This window comes from Dellaglioa sp. CoH-56-MRSF-11 (assembly GCF_056782135.1).
Map to the genome: position 1 here is coordinate 210118 of NZ_JBXAYE010000003.1, position 14301 is coordinate 224418.

Consider the following 14301-nt stretch of genomic DNA (forward strand, 5'->3'; position numbering starts at 1 on the left):
TTTTTTTGTGCGCAGATACAAAAGAAACACCAGGTATGTTATAATAATTATAGTAGATTTGGAGGAATGAATATGACAGATACGTTAGAGCTAGTTGTAATTACAGGGATGAGTGGGGCCGGTAAGACGGTCGCAATGCAAAGTTTTGAAGATTTAGGTTATTTTTGTATTGATAACTTACCACCAACTTTATTACCTAAGTTCTGGGAGTTGGTAAAAGAGTCAGGTAAAATTTCAAAAATTGCCCTTGTTATGGATTTAAGATCAAGAGCTTTTTATGATGAAATTATCGAAATGTTATCAGGATTTGATAACACTGAATTTGTAACCACTAAAATTGTCTTTCTTGACGCATCAGATGCAGAATTAGTTTCTCGTTACAAAGAAACAAGACGTGCGCATCCGTTAGCAATGGAAGGCCGTCTGATGGATGGCATTGAAAAAGAACGTGACTTATTAAATGATATTAAAACACAAGCACAATTAGTGATTAATACGACTAATTTGTCACCACGTCAGTTACGTGAAGAGATTTTTCATAATTTTGAAACCAGAGAAACAGCTAATTTTCATGTTGAAGTCTTATCATTCGGATTTAAATATGGCCTACCTATCGATGCAGATATCGTGATGGATGTCCGTTTCTTACCTAACCCACACTATATTCCAGAATTAAAACCACAAACTGGCTTAGATAAGGCAGTTTATGATTATGTGATGAAACAACCAGCTACAGAAGGTTTTTATACCAAATTTGAATCGTTAATTGAGTCAATTTTACCTGGCTACGAAGCTGAAGGTAAAACCAATTTAACGATTGCGATTGGCTGTACTGGTGGACAACATCGCTCAGTTGCTTTAGCTAAAAGATTGAGTGAAGAATTGAAAATTAACTATCCGGTGAACGTTACACACCGTGATATTAATAAAAGTAAAGAATCGGTCAATCGATCATGACGAGAAGTGGACATAGACCTAAGATAGTCGTTATTGGTGGCGGAACAGGGCTACCCGTTATTTTAAAAAGTTTAAGAGATAAAAATGCTGATATCACGGCGATTGTAACGGTTGCTGATGATGGTGGTTCGTCAGGTATTATCAGAGATTACGTGAATGTTGTGCCGCCTGGTGATATTCGTAATGTTATTGCCGCATTATCTGAGTTACCAGAAATATATTTAGATATATTCCAGTATCGGTTTGATACGTCCGATCGATTTTTTGCAGGACATGCGATTGGTAATTTAATTATTGCAGCACTAACTGAAATGAAAAATGGTGTTTTTGCTTCTGTCCAAGAATTATCAGAAATGATGAGAGTTGATGGACATGTCTATCCCGTTGCGGATGAACCGTTAGTATTAAATGCAGAATTTTCTGATGGCACTTTTTTAGCGGGGGAAGCAGAAATAACTGCCGCTAGAAAATCAATTAAGCGTGTTTGGGTAACCTCAAGTGAAAAAAGTGAAACTAGTGTGCCAGAAGCTGTACCAGAAGTTGTTCAAGCTATTCTTGAAGCAGACCAAATTGTCCTTGGACCTGGGAGTTTGTTCACAAGTATTTTGCCTAATTTAGTTATTGGTAATGTGGGTAAGGCACTGTCTGAAACAAAAGCAGAAGTTGTTTATATCTGTAATATTATGACGCAAAAGGGTGAAACAGAACATTTTACTGATGCTGATCATGTGCGTATTTTGAATGGGCACCTAGGTAAATGTTTTGTGAATACAGTGCTTGTGAATACGGCACCGGTTCCTGAAGGTTATATGGATAAAGAAAAATATGATGAGAATTTAATTCAAGTTGAACATGACTTTAATGGATTAAGGGAACAACATTGTCGAGTGATTTCATCTAACTTCTTAAAATTAAAAGATCAAGGTGTCTTCCATGATGGCAATAAAGTCGTTGAAGAATTAATCCGTTTAGTTGGTCGACCAAATCGCGAATTAAGACATAGAAAGACTATTTAGTACAGAGATAAGGTGAAAGAATGTCATATGCAAGTGAAGTGAAAAAAGAATTAACGACCCTCAAAGTCAGAAAAAATAATGCTAAAGCAGAGTTAATGGCGTTAATTAGAATGAATGGGTCTTTGAGTATTATTAATCATCAATTTGTTTTAAATGTTCAGACTGAGAATCCCGCAATTGCGAGACGGATTTATGAACTTTTAAATGAATTTTATGACATTACAAGTGAACTATTAGTTCGTCGTAAAATGAAATTAAAGAAAAATAATATTTATATTGTACGTTTAAAAACAGGTAGTGATTTTGTTTTAAAAGACCTGGATATCATTGAAGATATGCAACTTAAAATGGGTGTACCAATGGATCTGTTGGCCCATGATGATATGATGATGCGTTCATATTTACGTGGGGCATTTTTGGCAGGTGGTTCTGTTAATAATCCTGAAACAAGCCGTTATCATTTGGAAATTTACTCAGTCTATGAAGAACATAATCAAACAATTTGCGAAATGATTAATAAATTTGGATTCAACGCTAGAATGACTGAACGTCGAAGTGGTTATATCGTTTATTTAAAAGAAGCAGAAAAAATTGCTGATTTCTTGTCATTAATTGGCGCAACAACGGCTATGTTGAAGTTTGAAGATATTAGGATTGTCCGCGATATGCGTAATTCAGTTAATCGCATGGTTAATTGCGAAACAGCTAATATGAATAAAGTGGCGGATGCTGCGAATAAACAAATTGCTAATATTGAGTTTATTGCACATTCTGTTGGTTTAGGGCAATTACCTTCTAAATTAAAAGAAGTTGCTGAAACACGTCTGGTTCATCAAGAAGTTAGTTTGAAAGAATTAGGTGATTTAGTACCAGGTGGTCCAATTTCAAAATCTGGGATTAATCATCGGCTACGAAAAATTAACGAATTTGCTGAAAAAGTTCGAATTGGTGAAAAATAAACGAAATTTTAAAGAGGTGAGATAGCATGATAACATTTAAATATGATACGCAACTACTAATAGAAGGTAGTACATTAGACGAGGACCAATTGAACGATAAGATTTTACGTCAATTCAAAGGTGATAGTTTACTTGTTGCGGGAGATTCTGATTTAATGAAACTGCATTTCCATACGAATGCGCCGTGGGAAATATTAGAATATTGTGCTGGACTTGGAGAAATCTTTGATGTTGTTGTTGAAGATATGGTCAGACAATCTAAAGGATTAAAAGGTTAACCAAATAAAATACGCATATAACTGATAGCTTTTATCTTAGCTATTAATTATATGCGTATTTTTTATTTATCTAAATATGATTTTAAGGTAGCTAGATCAATTGATTCATCAAAAATATGGTCGTCAACGATAACGGTTGGTACAAATTGAATATTTGCGTCGTTAGCTTCAGCGATAATTGAGTTAATGTAAGTTTTATCAGAAACGTCAGTTAAACTAAAGGTCTTTTCCATATAGGCAGCAACCTCATCCAGTGTTAAGTCTTTCCACGTATCTTGCGTTTTAAATAATTCAGTTATTAAATCGTAAGATTTTTGCGGATTATCTAAAGGAAGATAATGATGAGCAACATTACCACGTTGTAAGGATTCTTTTTCTTTATCAAAAAGTTTGATGACACGTTTTACACGTCCGTTTGCAACATAAGAATCTAAAGTCTCTTTAGATTTTTCGAACCATTCTTTTGAGTAGGGGCAACGTAGGTTAATAAACTCAATAATTGTTTTTGGCGCGTCAGAGTTACCAATCACAAGTCCAAAGTCCCGATTTACTTTTGAAGCATCAATAATTGAAATATCCATTTTTATCAGTCCAGTCTTCATTTATTAGCGTCAGTATAGCATAAGACGGGTTCATCTGAATAATTATCCGCTCAAAAAAAGGACACTAACAAAAGTTAACTTGTTAGTGTCCTTAAACGTTAAAGCTTATTTAAGCCCTTTTTTGTTAGTCATAATTTTATCAATCAAACCGTATTCTTTTGCTTGATCAGCAGTCATAAAGTTATCACGATCTGTATCTTTATCGATAACTTTAATATCTTGACCAGTTGCATCAGCTAAAATTTGGTTAATCAATGTTCTTGTTTTCAAGATATGTGCAGCAGCAATTTCAATTTCTGTTGCTTGACCTTGAGCGCCACCAAGTGGTTGGTGAATCATAATTTCTGAGTTAGGTAATGCAAAACGTTTACCCTTTGTACCAGCAGTTGCCAATACACTGGCCATTGAAGCAGCCATACCCATAACGATTGTTTGAACATCAGCATTGATGAAGTTCATTGTATCGTAGATAGCTAAACCGGCTGAAACAGAACCACCGGGTGAGTTAATGTAAATTGAAATATCTTTTTCTGAGTCTTGAGCGTCTAAGAAAAGTAATTGAGCGATAATAGCATTTGCCATATCATCATTAACTTCACCAGATAACATAATGATTCTGTCTTTTAAAAGACGAGAGTAGATATCATAGGCACGTTCGCCACCGGCAGATTGTTCGATAACTGTAGGAACCATATTCATAGTTAGAAACCTCCGAATTTATTATTATTTACTTTTTTTATATTAGCATTTGAACTAATGTAATGCTAGTTTAAACCCTTGGTCAAAAAAGGTCAAATAAAATAAACTAAATTTATTCTTTAGTTTCTTTTAAAATAATCGCATCTGATGACCTTGTTTTTGAACCATAGAGTAGGTTCCCTGATAAATGACGAACCAAGTAGCCAGAATAAGATACTGAAAGGGCTACAGGTGGTTTAATAGGTGTTACAGAATGTTGCGTTGAAACAAAAGCGATTGGTGATTTATCTGTTACTTTTTTCTTAACCTTACGAGGTTTTTGTTTTTTAGGTGCCGAAACCTTAGGGGACACAGGTTCTGCATTTTTTCTGGGATCCATTGGATTCACAGGAGCTACACGAGAATCTTCACTATCGCTTCGCGGTGTTGCTTTAATTTGTTTGGGTACATACATGGATAAAATGAACAAGTTAGCTACGATTGAGGCTAAGGAAATTCTAGTTAGGCGGGATGTTCTAAACTTTTTATGCATTAGTGATATCCTCCTGACTATCTGTTCGAATAGCCACAACCATATTAGCAAATATCTCCCAATCAGAAGCTAATGGTGGACTATTCCAGATTAGGTAGCGACTGGGGACATCTGCCATCAAGAAGTCAGAAAGGTAAATATCGGTTTGATCTGTTAATTTGTAGTTAACTTCCAAATTAAAGAAGGGCATTGAATCAAGATTTTTGTGAATTAAATCATTGTAGTTACTCCCTTTTGAAAAATCAATTGTTATATGCACCGGTTTTGAAACGGTTGGTAAATCAATATAACGAATGAATAAGAAAAGATATTCTGATTTTAAACGGGCCATGTTAATGTTTTTTTCTTTGAAAATATCCGGTACATTCGTTGTTAAGTTAGTTATCAATTGGTCAACGAAGATATAAAACCAACTATAATTTTCTTTTAAAATAGTATTATCTACGGCAACTTGCCAACTAAAATCAATTTGGGCACTATGGTAACTAGAAAAATGAATACGAGATAATTCGTCAAATAATGTCATATAACTTTGTTCACTTAATGTGATATCAAAGAACTTTTGTAAGTCTTTAATAACAAAATTATTGAGTGATTCAATTTGTGAAAAGAAAGATGAGTTATTAAATGTAACGTCAACAATGTCTTCCATATAAAGGAAATTTAGAACAAATACTGTTTCAATTGATAACTGTTCATCCGTAAGTCCATTAATACCTGGATTTTCTTGAAGACAGTCTTGAATATTGGACATGATTGAGTCTGAATTAGCAAAATTAACATCAGCAAAACGATTAGTATCATTTCGATTAGAAGCTAAACTTTGTATGAGAACAGCTGAAAAATACTTTAGTTTCAATAATTGTATTTGTGTGAGATCAAGATTTAAGCTAGAAATTAATTGGTTAGAAAATAAACTAGAATTACGATCAACTTCTTCATTAAATGGGAAGTTGTAGTTCTTATAGACAGCTAAATAAAGGTTATAAAAAAATAAGCGAATATTTTCTTCAGGACCTACTAATTGGAAGTTTTTAGTGATTTTAAAGCCTAATTTTTGTAACATATCATCTAAAAATTTCTTGGTCCGATAACCAGTTGCTTCACTTAAAAATAACGATTCGGTGAAGGATTCTATACTAAAATTAGGGTTAGTAAATAGCGCATTCAGCATCAAAAATTGAGGTGACTGCTTAGCGTATAGAAGTAATAGGTGATCGATGGAATCTAAGCCATTTTTTTGTAGACTTACTTTGTTATTGCTAACTTTTAATAAATAGTAATCGTCTAATCCTTCAGTGACAAGATCTTCTTCTAAAGACTTGATAGTTGTTGCTGTATAATATTTTGACCATTTAAAATGTTTTTGGATGTCTGTTTGCGAAGCAGATTGGTCATAAGTATTCTCAAGATAAGAAAATAATTCTAACTTACGAATATCATCTTTGTTAAATATAAAGTCCATTTATCGCGATTCCTCCTCATTAAAGAGTATGTACTATCCATTATAGGGGAATTGCCAACGGTTTGCATATAAATCTAGAATCAATAATTATCATATTTTTAAAAAAATTGACAAAAGTGGTGATATAAAATAACATGTCATTAATATATGTATTCAAATTATAGAAATAACAGAAGAGTAATTTTTTTAGACAGGGAGAGGGAAATCTTTATGAATAAAATAGTATTAAGCGCCTTTGTAACACTATTAGGTCTCTATATGACTGCATCTGAGGCAACGATTCAAGCGGCGAAAACTAATCGTGGTAGTGCGCAATCCGATTTGTCTATGGATTTTCAATCTGGAGCAACAACAGTCGATTTTGCTTCTTCCCTTAGTTTCAATACAACTAAAATTGATTCGAATGATAAAAAAAGTTATGCCAAAGCGCAAGATATGGCAACAGGGGCAAGCACACCCAATTACGTTCAAGTTTCAAATTTTAGCGGAACTGAAAATGGTTGGGTGCTTGAAGCTAAACAGAGTCGCCAATTTGAATCTGAAGAGACGCATAAATCGTTAACGGGTGCCTATCTTAGTTTTAGTAATGGTGAACTTGTTTCCATTTCTGCGGATAAAAAACCTGGATTTTATAAGAAAAATTTTGATTTGTCTGTAGGAGCTAATAAAGTAGTCGTTGCCGCAAAAGGTGATGAAGGATACGGCACTTGGGTTTACCGTTTTGGGAATGAGGCAACTAAAGGAAATAGTATCGCTTTGAATATTCCCCGTGAGGCAACTAAGATGACAGATGTCTATCGTAGTGAAATTACATGGTCATTAAATGATGTGCCATCAAATGAATAATAATGAAATGATAACCACAAAATTTATTAAAAGATTCGGCTATTTATTTTTATTCAGTATTTTATTTTTATTCGGAGTGGACATTAAGCAGGTTAATGCCAGCCAAGTTGACTTTTCTGTTCAACCTATGATATCTGACTATCAATTAGATAAGAAAAAAACTTATTTTGATTTAAAAGCAGCACCAGGAACTAAAACACAGCTGAAAATTAAGGTAGCTAATCTTATTGATAAATCACTAACGTTTGAAGTCCTCATTAAGGATGCAACAACAAACTATAATGGGGTTGTGGAGTACGCGGAATCACAAAGTAAAGTATTGGCACAACAGCCGTTCTCAGTGGTAAAAGCAGTTAGAGCTCGTCAGAATCGTATAACTGTTCCTGCAAAAAGTGAAAAAATAGTTACTTTGGATGTTGCGTTACCCAATACGACTTTTGCAGGTGTCGTTGCGGGAGGTATATCGGTGATTGAAGACAATGATGCTCAGTCTCAAACAAAGTCAGAACGAGCGGTTATTGATAATCGTTATTTATATACGACTGCGGTAATATTCCATGGAGAACAACCTGTAACTAGCGCACAAGTAAAATTAAAAACGGTTGATATCACACAAATTAATGCACGTAATGTGATTGCTGCGAGATTTGAAAATCAGAGCGCTATGTTTTTAAATAAAGTTCAAATAAATACACAAGTCAGACGGTTAGGTAGTTCAAAAGTATTATATCGAGCAAGTAATAAGGACATGCAAATTGCCCCAACCAGTGCGGTTACCTTTCCAATTCCATTAGCTGCTGGTGAATTACTCAAAAGTGGTACCTACGAACTTAGTGCAGAGATGACTTCTAAAAATCAGGCATGGCATTTTAAACAGAAATTTACGGTAAGTGGATCAAAAGCAAGAATATTGAATGAGAAGGATGTTACAATCGATCAAACAAATTACTGGATCTATTGGATATTACTCTTGTTCGTACTGATAATCGTTAATGTTTTTGTTATATTATGGATTAATCGAAGATTAAAAAGAAAGTATCAACAAAAAATTAAATAATTTAAATGAAAAAGTTATTAATTAAGGGATATTATCTTTTAATTAATAACTTTTTTATTTTCAAATATTTTTAAAAAGGTAAAAAATGTGATTTAACATTGTGCACCATTGAAGATACAATATGTACATAATAATTGTAGATGTAGTATGTACATATTGTATCTTCACTTTACTAAAAGTTAATGGGAATTGTTAGAAAAATAGGGGATGACAATGACTTAACGATATGATAGTAAGACCAAATAAATAAGATAATTAAGCATTAGAGAGGGATAAAAGATGAGGAAACATAACAGTAGAACAAAAGAATGGATTTCAGCAACACTTATAACAAGTGCTGTTTTTGCAGGATTATTTGCTGGGGGGGCCAGTCACAGGGAACCTAGTGTATTTGCTCAAACTGATGAGAGCAGTATGTCAAGTGAGTCATCAGATAACGCCACAAGTGAATCAGGAAAAAAGGCGATATCAAGTGATTCTCTAAAAACTAAATCAATCACAATAAAAAAAAGTGAATCAAAAACAAAAGCTAAACCGTCAGCAAAAGCTAAACTAAGTACTAGAGCAGCTGGGTATGTTGGACCAGCAAATGATGTATTTCCTGATGATTACTGGGATACAACAAAAGATTATTCAGCGGAGTCAGCAACGGCATTTGTTTCACAGTCGGGTTCACAGAATAAACCTGGCGAACCTGTATTATATTTTGGAAATAATTATTTTCCTTTTCAAATGAATGAGTTATTAAATAATGATCCCGTCAGTGGTCTTAATAAGTCTGGTTGGGCCTACATGTTTGATACTGGAATAAATCCTGTTCCAAGGAAATCTTATGGAATTATTATTAATAATAGTGTCCCAGGTAATCGTGGATACGGGTTGGTATCATCCTTTTCATCAATTCCTTATACAATTGAATCTGCAGTTAAAGGTAAGGATATCACTGGATATCAACTTTTTAAAAATAAAACAGGTACTGGATTTAAGGCAATTATGTATGATACAAAGTATAAATTAAGTTATACATTTGAGGAAGTTTATGATGCTAGTGGCGGTGTTTATAGCTATTTTAGTATTACTAACAATGACACAACGGCTCGTGCAGTTGGAGCTATTGAGGGCGTCGATACATTCGTTGATGAGGATGCTGTTACCATTGAAAGCTTAGGCCCGGATGAAGGATTCAAAATGGTTGGGTCAGCACATAGTTTAAATTTCAAATTAAATGATCCAAGAAATAATACCAAATTAGGTGGATGGACGAATTACACAGGCGGAGATGAACCAAATGTTATGAATACTGGTTATTTAAATAATTATTTCAATGGTGGTGCACTTGGAACTGGAATGGAAAAATCACCACATAATAAAATTATTGCCGTTTCAAATATTAAGAATCCAGATAACCCATTTAAAGGCGATAGTGGGTTCATAATAAAAGCTAATCCGAAAACTTTGGAACCAGGAGGAACACTCGTAACGGGTTCTTATCAAACTTATAAGGAAGCTGTTGCACCTGTTGCAAGTGTAAAAGAACAAACGATTAATGCTTATGCAAGTCAAACTAATAGGCCTAAAGTTTTAGGAACGGTTTTAGATAAGGATGGCAGTAAAGGTTATATTCAAATTACCTATCCAGATGGGTCAACGTCAGGAACAACAGAGAATGTGTACGACACAGGTAAGGTAGATACTAGTGCTGATTATAGTGCAAACATTGACACTTCTAAATTAAAATTAGGTTCAAATAAGATAATAGTGACAGCTGTTGACGATAGTGAAGTAGAACAGTTAAAACCTGTTACGGTAACAGTCAATCTTTATAAATTAGGTGCAACTGCTATCCCACAAACAATCAAAGTTGGCGATACGGTTAAGACAGGCGAAACGGACTTAATTAAGAATTTAACAATTATTAATCAACCAACAGTTAATGCACATACCTTAAAAATGGATACAACAAATCCATCAGGTAAGCCACTTGATAATAAAACAGCAGGATTTTACATTCAAGATATGCTTTTAACAGATACTGCAGTTAAACCAAATGAAATCGCAAAAGTAGCTGTACCCGTTACCGTAACTGATAGTGATACTGCATTTGACAAAACTTCTGCTCTTTATGCCAAGGGATTTGAATTAAAAACAGCGGATATTCAAAACTTATCAACTGGTGATTTAGATACATTAATCTTGAATAATAGTAAAGCTAGAGGCTGGCTGATAGCGACGGGTGCCGAATCTAAAGTTAGTGTTAAGTCAACAGAACTTAAACCAACTTCAGGTGATGGTTTTTATAAAGCAGTTATCCAAAATTCTGATGGTCAAACAAAAGAAATTGTGATTACTGTCTCAGGTGGATTAAAAATTACATCAGCACCTACTGCAACTGACTATGGTTCTTCCAGTGGCGTGATATTACCTTACAGTGGAGAAAATTTTGATCTCCAACGTAGTGATTCTAGTACCAATAGCAGTGTGAATATTTCTAATGCAGGTAAACAAGCTTGGACATTAACTGCTCGACTTACAAAAGGTTTGACAGATAGTGCTAATGATAAGTTAACTGGTGTTTTGGAGTATGTAAATTCAGCTAATGGTGTACAAGATATAGAATCAAGTAGTGCAGAAGTTGGTTCAGGACAGTCTGAGGCAACTCAAGAAGTCCGTTGGGATAAGGATAAAGGAATTGTCGCTCAACTTAACGGAGGTAATACATCACTTAAAGCTGGAGCCTATACAGGGGAAATAACATGGACACTAGAGAATACACCTTAATGTTATAGTTTCTAATTTAATCTTAAATGATTTGAATATTTTTAGCAGTTTAATTATGAACTAAATAACAATCCCAAATAATAGTAAATCCATATCAATACTGCTAAGTATTGATATGGATTTTTTTAATAAAAATTAATGATAACTAAATTTTATTCGTATTTTAGTGGCTTAATAATTTTCGTTTTATGATGAGATAAAACTTATGAATAATTATTATTTGTTTAATTTTCAAATATTTTTAAAAAAATAAAAAATTTGATTTAACATCGTACACCATTGAAGATATAATATGTACATGTTAATCAAAGACAAAGCATGTACATGTTGAATTTTTAACTTTGCTAAAAGGTATATTTGATAAAAGTTAATAGAAATAGCTAGATAAATAGGGGATAGTAGTGAATTGGCAATATGTTAGTGAAATCAAATAGACTAAATTGATAAAATAATTAATAAGTTAAAAGCAAGGATTGGGGAGGGCTAAAAAATGAGAGAGTATAAAAACAGAAAAAAAGAATGGGTTTCGGCAACAATTATGACAAGTGCTGTTTTTGCAGGATTGTTAGCTGGGGGAGCTAGCCATAGAGAACCTAGTGTGTTTGCTAAAACCGATGAGAGCAGTATGTCAAGCGAATCATCAGATGAAACATCAAGTAAGTTAACGATTAAAGAATCAAGTGAATCAGAAAAAAAGGCGCTATCAAGTGAATCTGTAGAAACTAAATCAACAACTAAAAAAAGTGAATTAAAAATAAAAGCTAAATCATCAGAAAAAACTAAACGAAGTACTCGAGCTACCACTCGAGCAGCTGGATATGTTGGACCAAAAGATGAAATTCTACCTACTGTTAAATGGGAAACAAAAGATTACGCAGCTGATGTAGCAAAGACGTTTGTTTCACAATCGGGGAGATCTGATAAGCCTAATGAACCAGTTATGTACTTTGGAAATAGTATTGAACCTTTTCAGCCTAGTGAACTGACGAATAATAATGACGCAGATAGAGCAAGCAATAATAGTTCACCTAATTTACCATCTTGGTCATATACGTATACTACCGGAAAAAATCCGCGTCCATCGATTATACACGGGCTGATTATGGGCGACAAAATAGCTCGTGGTTATAATGTGAATGAAGCTTACCTAGACAACGGTATTTCTGGTATCGAGGGTGGACTTTTAGATGGGTCAATTACTGATTATCATCTTTATAAAAATAGTATGAACACGGGATTTAAAGCAACTATGTATGATAGTAAGTACAAAGTTAGTTATACTTTTGAATCAGTATATGGTAGGACTGGTGGTATTTACCGTTACTTTAGTATTACAAATAATAATTCAGATTCACAAAAAATAGGTGCCTTGGAAACAAATGATACTTTTGTAGATTCTGATAAAGTTCCTTTACAGAGTATTGGACCTAATGATGGCTTTAAAATGATTGGGGATAGTACTAGTCAGAAGCATGTTTTGGATGTGAGATTGAAAGATCCAGAGTCTAATGCTACTTTGGGTGGTTGGACAAATTATACGGGCGGTTCTCAAGATAAGATTCTAAACCCCGCTAATTTTAATAACTACTTTAAAGGGGGGGTAGCCGGGACAGGTATGGAAGGTTCAGCAGCAAACACTAATATTGGAATTGAAAATATTAGTAATCCAAGTAAAACAATTGGTGATGATAGTGCGTACATTATGAAAGCTAATCAAGTTGATTTAGCTCCAGGTGCAACACTTGTTAATGGGTCTTACCTTACTTATAAAGAGACAACACCTAGTACTCCTCCCGTTGCGACAGTTAAAAATACAATAATTAACGGTTACGCTGATCAAAAAGGTGTTGAGATTACAGGAGATGTTACTGATTCAGATGATACAAAAGGAAATATTGAAATCGGGTATCCAGATGGAACGTCAGAAAAGAATCCTTACGATACTATTACAGTGGATGTGAAGAATCCTACACCGTATTCTGTACCAGTTAATATGTCTAAACTAGGTCCAGGTAAAAATGAACTATTAGTTACGGCAGTTGATCCAGGTAATAACCGTCAAGAAAAACCAGTTACTATAACTGTTAACGTATTCAAATTAGGCGCAATTGCTATCCCACAAACAATCAAAGTTGGCGATACGGTTAAGACAGGCGAGACGGATTTGATTAAAGATTTGACAATTATTAATCAACCAACAGTTAATGCACATACACTAACTGTTGATGGGACAAATCCATCAGGTAAACCACTTGATAATAAAACAGTAGGATTTTACATCCAAGATATGCTTTTAACAGATATTGCAGTTAAACCAAATGAAATCGCAAAAGTAGCTGTACCAGTTACTGTAACTGATGATGACACTGCAACTGATAAAGTCTCTGCCCTTTATGCAAAAGGATTTGGCGTAAAGCAGGCAGATATTCAAAAATTAACAACTGATGAGTTGACTGCATTAATTCTAAAGACTAGTGAAGCTAAAGGATGGTTGTTAGCAACTGGTGCTGAATCTAAAGTAAGCGTTGATTCAACGACACTTAAACAAACTTCAACTGATGGTATTTATCAGGCAGTTATCAAAAATTCGGATGGTTTAAAAAAGACCATTAACATTGAAGTTACAGGTGGATTGAAAATTACAGAAGGACCTGGGGCAACTAATTACGGTTCTTTTTTAGGTGTTACGTTACCTTACAGCGGAGAAGACTTTAAAGTTCAACGTAGTGACCCTGATCCTCATGTTAATAGCGTACAAGTTTCTAACGCGGGTAAACAAGCTTGGACCTTAACAGCTCAACTTACAACACCGTTAACGGAGCATAACGATGCTAACGTTAAGTTAAATGGTGTATTGACATATATAGATGCATCTGGTCAATCGCAAGATATAGAATCAAACAGTGCAGAAGTTGGTTCAGGGCAATCTGAGGTAACTCAAGAAGTAAGTTGGGCAAACGACAAAGGAATTATCGTTCAACTTAATGGAAATAACCCTTTGCTTAAAGCAGGGGACTATACAGGGGAAATAACATGGACATTAGCGGATACGCCACATTCATAAACCTTGTTTAATTAATGTTAATCGTTAGCATATTGCTAATATTAAAAA

12 protein-coding genes are annotated in these 14301 nt (G+C 34.2%); 8 read left to right on the forward strand and 4 right to left on the reverse strand.

Annotated elements, in window-relative coordinates; genetic code table 11:
- Window positions 1-72: 72 nt before the first annotated feature.
- From rapZ to AC1RPT_RS04750, 4 genes are read left to right on the forward strand one after another with little or no spacing between them, the layout of a single operon-like run.
- On the forward strand, window positions 73-957 hold the full coding sequence (gene rapZ / locus AC1RPT_RS04735; protein ID WP_481761477.1) for an RNase adapter RapZ: 885 nt from the start codon (window positions 73-75) through the stop codon (window positions 955-957).
- A complete protein-coding gene (locus AC1RPT_RS04740) occupies window positions 954-1973 on the forward strand; it encodes a gluconeogenesis factor YvcK family protein (protein WP_409022192.1) in 1020 nt (339 codons plus the stop codon). Before rapZ ends, AC1RPT_RS04740 begins: the two co-directional genes overlap by 4 nt.
- Before the next feature lie 20 nt (window positions 1974-1993).
- Window positions 1994-2932, forward strand: coding sequence for a DNA-binding protein WhiA (gene whiA, locus AC1RPT_RS04745; RefSeq protein ID WP_409022193.1), 939 nt, complete (start codon window positions 1994-1996; stop codon window positions 2930-2932).
- Window positions 2933-2958: 26 nt separating this feature from the next.
- Window positions 2959-3210 carry a kinase to dihydroxyacetone kinase gene (locus AC1RPT_RS04750; protein ID WP_481761476.1) on the forward strand — a complete coding sequence of 84 codons (252 nt, stop codon included), beginning with the start codon at window positions 2959-2961 and terminating at the stop codon, window positions 3208-3210.
- Window positions 3211-3272: 62 nt separating this feature from the next.
- Here AC1RPT_RS04750 and AC1RPT_RS04755 read toward each other — a convergent pair whose 3' ends face one another.
- The 4 genes from AC1RPT_RS04755 to AC1RPT_RS04770 all read right to left on the reverse strand — a co-directional run bounded on the left by AC1RPT_RS04755 (window position 3273) and on the right by AC1RPT_RS04770 (window position 6508).
- On the reverse strand, window positions 3273-3791 hold the full coding sequence (locus AC1RPT_RS04755) for a DsbA family protein (RefSeq protein ID WP_481761625.1): 519 nt from the start codon (window positions 3789-3791) through the stop codon (window positions 3273-3275).
- Between the two features lie 126 nt (window positions 3792-3917).
- On the reverse strand, window positions 3918-4511 hold the full coding sequence (gene clpP / locus AC1RPT_RS04760; protein WP_409022195.1) for an ATP-dependent Clp endopeptidase proteolytic subunit ClpP: 594 nt from the start codon (window positions 4509-4511) through the stop codon (window positions 3918-3920).
- A gap of 112 nt (window positions 4512-4623) precedes the next feature.
- Window positions 4624-5043: a hypothetical protein gene (locus tag AC1RPT_RS04765; RefSeq protein WP_409022196.1), complete on the reverse strand. Its 420-nt coding sequence runs from the start codon at window positions 5041-5043 to the stop codon at window positions 4624-4626.
- Window positions 5036-6508, reverse strand: a complete 1473-nt coding sequence (locus AC1RPT_RS04770) for a helix-turn-helix domain-containing protein (protein WP_481761475.1) — start codon at window positions 6506-6508, stop codon at window positions 5036-5038. The genes AC1RPT_RS04765 and AC1RPT_RS04770 overlap by 8 nt, the downstream gene beginning before the upstream one ends.
- A gap of 210 nt (window positions 6509-6718) precedes the next feature.
- Here AC1RPT_RS04770 and AC1RPT_RS04775 point away from each other — a divergent pair, with 210 nt between their 5' ends.
- The 4 genes from AC1RPT_RS04775 (at window position 6719) to AC1RPT_RS04790 (ending at window position 14253) form a co-directional block, all read left to right on the forward strand.
- Entirely contained in the window at window positions 6719-7354 is a 636-nt protein-coding gene (locus AC1RPT_RS04775) for a WxL domain-containing protein (RefSeq protein ID WP_481761474.1), read from the forward strand.
- Window positions 7347-8411 (forward strand): WxLIP family cell surface protein, encoded by a 1065-nt coding sequence (locus AC1RPT_RS04780; RefSeq protein ID WP_481761472.1) that lies wholly within the window; start codon window positions 7347-7349, stop codon window positions 8409-8411. The genes AC1RPT_RS04775 and AC1RPT_RS04780 overlap by 8 nt, the downstream gene beginning before the upstream one ends.
- Window positions 8412-8690: 279 nt before the next feature.
- A complete protein-coding gene (locus AC1RPT_RS04785; protein WP_481761471.1) occupies window positions 8691-11189 on the forward strand; it encodes a hypothetical protein in 2499 nt (832 codons plus the stop codon).
- A 490-nt stretch (window positions 11190-11679) separates the two neighbouring features.
- Window positions 11680-14253 (forward strand): hypothetical protein, encoded by a 2574-nt coding sequence (locus tag AC1RPT_RS04790; protein ID WP_481761470.1) that lies wholly within the window; start codon window positions 11680-11682, stop codon window positions 14251-14253.
- Window positions 14254-14301 lie beyond the last annotated feature (48 nt).

Coding starts and splice junctions, on each gene's coding strand:
- rapZ (WP_481761477.1), top strand. CDS start 73: ATGACAGATACGTTAGAGCTAGTTGTAATTACAGGGATGAGTGGGGCC.
- AC1RPT_RS04740 (WP_409022192.1), top strand. CDS start 954: ATGACGAGAAGTGGACATAGACCTAAGATAGTCGTTATTGGTGGCGGA.
- whiA (WP_409022193.1), top strand. CDS start 1,994: ATGTCATATGCAAGTGAAGTGAAAAAAGAATTAACGACCCTCAAAGTC.
- AC1RPT_RS04750 (WP_481761476.1), top strand. CDS start 2,959: ATGATAACATTTAAATATGATACGCAACTACTAATAGAAGGTAGTACA.
- AC1RPT_RS04755 (WP_481761625.1), bottom strand. CDS start 3,791: ATGGATATTTCAATTATTGATGCTTCAAAAGTAAATCGGGACTTTGGA.
- clpP (WP_409022195.1), bottom strand. CDS start 4,511: ATGAATATGGTTCCTACAGTTATCGAACAATCTGCCGGTGGCGAACGT.
- AC1RPT_RS04765 (WP_409022196.1), bottom strand. CDS start 5,043: ATGCATAAAAAGTTTAGAACATCCCGCCTAACTAGAATTTCCTTAGCC.
- AC1RPT_RS04770 (WP_481761475.1), bottom strand. CDS start 6,508: ATGGACTTTATATTTAACAAAGATGATATTCGTAAGTTAGAATTATTT.
- AC1RPT_RS04775 (WP_481761474.1), top strand. CDS start 6,719: ATGAATAAAATAGTATTAAGCGCCTTTGTAACACTATTAGGTCTCTAT.
- AC1RPT_RS04780 (WP_481761472.1), top strand. CDS start 7,347: ATGAATAATAATGAAATGATAACCACAAAATTTATTAAAAGATTCGGC.
- AC1RPT_RS04785 (WP_481761471.1), top strand. CDS start 8,691: ATGAGGAAACATAACAGTAGAACAAAAGAATGGATTTCAGCAACACTT.
- AC1RPT_RS04790 (WP_481761470.1), top strand. CDS start 11,680: ATGAGAGAGTATAAAAACAGAAAAAAAGAATGGGTTTCGGCAACAATT.